Source organism: Nocardia sp. NPDC058497, from assembly GCF_042720195.1.
In the GTDB taxonomy this organism is placed as follows: Bacteria; Actinomycetota; Actinomycetes; order Mycobacteriales; family Mycobacteriaceae; genus Nocardia.
In genome coordinates, this window is sequence record NZ_JBHXMY010000735.1 from 1 (window position 1) to 2550 (window position 2550).

At 66.9% G+C, this 2550-nt stretch carries 5 protein-coding genes; 1 reads left to right on the plus strand and 4 read right to left on the minus strand.

Annotated features, from left to right (window positions below; genetic code table 11):
- Positions 1–9: 9 nt before the first annotated feature.
- From ACFWPJ_RS30210 to ACFWPJ_RS30225, 4 genes are read right to left on the minus strand one after another with little or no spacing between them, the layout of a single operon-like run.
- Positions 10–132: an NAD(P)-binding protein gene (locus ACFWPJ_RS30210; protein ID WP_378856522.1), complete on the minus strand. Its 123-nt coding sequence runs from the start codon at positions 130–132 to the stop codon at positions 10–12.
- Complete coding sequence (locus tag ACFWPJ_RS30215; protein WP_019046747.1) at positions 129–311, minus strand: rubredoxin; 183 nt, start codon at positions 309–311, stop codon at positions 129–131. Before ACFWPJ_RS30215 ends, ACFWPJ_RS30210 begins: the two co-directional genes overlap by 4 nt.
- The gene (locus ACFWPJ_RS30220; RefSeq protein ID WP_378856524.1) at positions 308–484 is read right to left on the minus strand and encodes a rubredoxin; all 177 of its coding nucleotides are present in this window, start codon (positions 482–484) and stop codon (positions 308–310) included. Before ACFWPJ_RS30220 ends, ACFWPJ_RS30215 begins: the two co-directional genes overlap by 4 nt.
- A complete protein-coding gene (locus ACFWPJ_RS30225) occupies positions 484–1710 on the minus strand; it encodes an alkane 1-monooxygenase (RefSeq protein WP_378856526.1) in 1227 nt (408 codons plus the stop codon). The genes ACFWPJ_RS30220 and ACFWPJ_RS30225 overlap by 1 nt, the downstream gene beginning before the upstream one ends.
- Before the next feature lie 142 nt (positions 1711–1852).
- Here ACFWPJ_RS30225 and ACFWPJ_RS30230 point away from each other — a divergent pair, with 142 nt between their 5' ends.
- Positions 1853–2455: a TetR family transcriptional regulator gene (locus ACFWPJ_RS30230; RefSeq protein ID WP_378856528.1), complete on the plus strand. Its 603-nt coding sequence runs from the start codon at positions 1853–1855 to the stop codon at positions 2453–2455.
- The last annotated feature ends 95 nt before the right edge of the window (positions 2456–2550 follow it).

Genomic DNA, 2550 nt, shown 5'->3' on the forward strand with positions numbered 1-2550 from the left:
GGGCCGACGTTACGGCTGGTCCGTGTCGGCGCCGACGTGGCAGATCTCGCCGTCGTAGCCCTCGCGCCGCAGCGTCTGCGCCGCGGTGGCACCGGCGACACCGGTGCCGACGATGACGATCCTGGCGCTCATCCGCGACTCACCTCGAGCATCTCGAAGTCGGCCTTGGCGGCGCCGCAGTCCGGGCACGACCAGTCGTCGGGGATGTCGTCCCAGCGGGTGCCCGGCTCGATGCCGTCCTCGGGCCAGCCCAGCGCCTCGTCGTATTCGAATCCGCACTGCACGCAACGGAACAGCTTGTAGTCGCTCATCGCGAAACCTCCTCGCTCAGCTGGAAATCGAGCTTCTCGCGGACACCGCAATCGGGGCAGCACCAGTCGTCGGGAATCGCCGACCATGCCGTGCCAGCGGGGAAACCCTCACGGGGAGCGCCGATTCGCTCGTCGTAGCGGTAGTCGCACACGGGACAGAGGTAGGCAGCCATCAGCGCGCTCCGTACTTCGCCAGGACCTTGTCCCGCTTGGCGGGCTGGATGTTCACGCGGGTGATGTCGCCGTCGTAGTGCGCGAGCACGCGCGGGTCCATCACCTTGCGCCACAGCGGCGTCAGATAGGCCAGGCCGATCAGGCTGGCGTAGCCGCTGGGGAGTTCGGGCGCGCCGTCCATGTGCCGCAGCGTCTGATAGCGCCGGGTCGGGTTGGCGTGGTGATCGCTGTGCCGCTGCAGGTGGTAGAGGAAGATGTTGGTGACGATGTGGTCGGAGTTCCAGCTGTGCTCGGGGGTGCAGCGCTCGTAGCGACCCGAGGCGGTCTTCTGCCGGAGCAGACCGTAGTGCTCGAGGTAGTTCACCGTCTCCAGCAGCGAGAATCCGTACACCGCCTGGATCAGCAGGAACGGCAGGATCACCGGACCGAACACCGCGACCAGCACCGCCCACAGCACCACCGTCATCAGCCACGCGTTGAGCACATCGTTGTGAATCGTGAACGGCCCCTTGCCGAGTCGCTCGAGGCGGGTGCGCTCGAGCTCCCACGCCGAGATCAGGCTGCCCCACACGCTGCGCGGCAGGAAGGTCCAGAACGACTCACCGAAGCGGGCGCTGGCCGGGTCCTCCGGGGTGGACACGCGCACGTGGTGGCCGCGATTGTGCTCGATGTAGAAGTGGCCGTAGCCGGTCTGGGCGAGGGTGATCTTCGACAGCCAGCGCTCCAGCTCGTCCTTCTTGTGGCCGAGTTCGTGCGCGGTGTTGATGCCGATGCCGCCCATCGCGCCGATGGTGAAGGCCAGGCCGATCTTCGAGACGAGGCCGAGGCCACCGTCGATGCCGAGCCAGGACAGGTTGTCGGCCGACCACAGGTAGCAGGCGAAGACCAGGCTCACCAGCTGCAGCGGGATGTAGGCGTAGGTGCAGTACCGGTAGTACCGGTCGTTCTCTAGCAGCTCCATCACCTCCTCCGGCGGGTTCTTGCCGTCGGGGCCGAAGAAGCGATCCAGGATCGGCAGCAGCACGTACACCAGCAGCGGCCCCAGCCACCACCAGACCGGCGCGACCGACTCCAAGCCCAGCTGGTTGAAGGCCCACACGAAGGCCGAGGCCAGCAGCGCGGAACTGGGCGCGACCAGGCCGAACAGCCACAGGTAGCGCTTGGGGTCGCGCCAGTGCAGTACTGCCGTCGACCCTTCGTGGTCGTCGATGCGAGATGTCGTCATTGTCATTCTCCTGGTCGCCGAGACAGCAGCTCGGATATTGCCGTGTTCGTTTACAACATAGCCGAATGTGTTCTCATTGAATACAACGTTTGAGAGAATGTCAATGACGAAGCAGAATCGATAGCACATGTACGATGGCCGGGTGGTCGAATCGCCGAACTTCCAAGCCGAGATGCGTCAGCTGTTGCGCGACCGCATGCTCGATGCCGCCCGCACGATGGTCGTCACCGAGGGGTGGGGCGCGGTCAACATGTCGCGCGTGGCCAAGGAGGTCGGTATCAGCAGGCCCGTCCTCTACAAGGAGATCGGCACCAAGCAGGCGCTCGCGGACGCGCTGATCGAGCGCGAGCTCGTGATCTACCTGGCCGGGATCGGCGAGACGCTGGCCGAGCATCCGGCGGACGCGCTCGCGGGCATGACCGCGGCCGCGGACTACACCCTGCGCAACGCCGGCGACAACACGTTGATCAAGGCCGTGCTCTCGGGCCGTAGCGAAGGCGACACCGCCCTGCTGCCCGCCCTGATGAGCGACCCGGAACCGGTCCTCGGTCGCGCCGTCGCGGCCCTGACCGGCACCGCGCGCGAGCGCTACCAGCTCGCCGAGCTGTCCGACGACGAACTCACCTCGGTCGTCGAGGTCATGGTCCGCCTGACCCTGAGTCACCTGTTCCAGCCGACCGGCAGCGTCGACCGCGCGGTGGCCCAGATCGGCACCGTGCTGGCAGGCGTACTGCCCGCCGCCTGACGACGGCGGGCAGCGGGCTCACAGCCGCGCATTCACCTGCCCGGCCGCGTTCGCGAACGCCCAGCCGTAGGCGCCGTGCGCGGTCGGGAAAATAC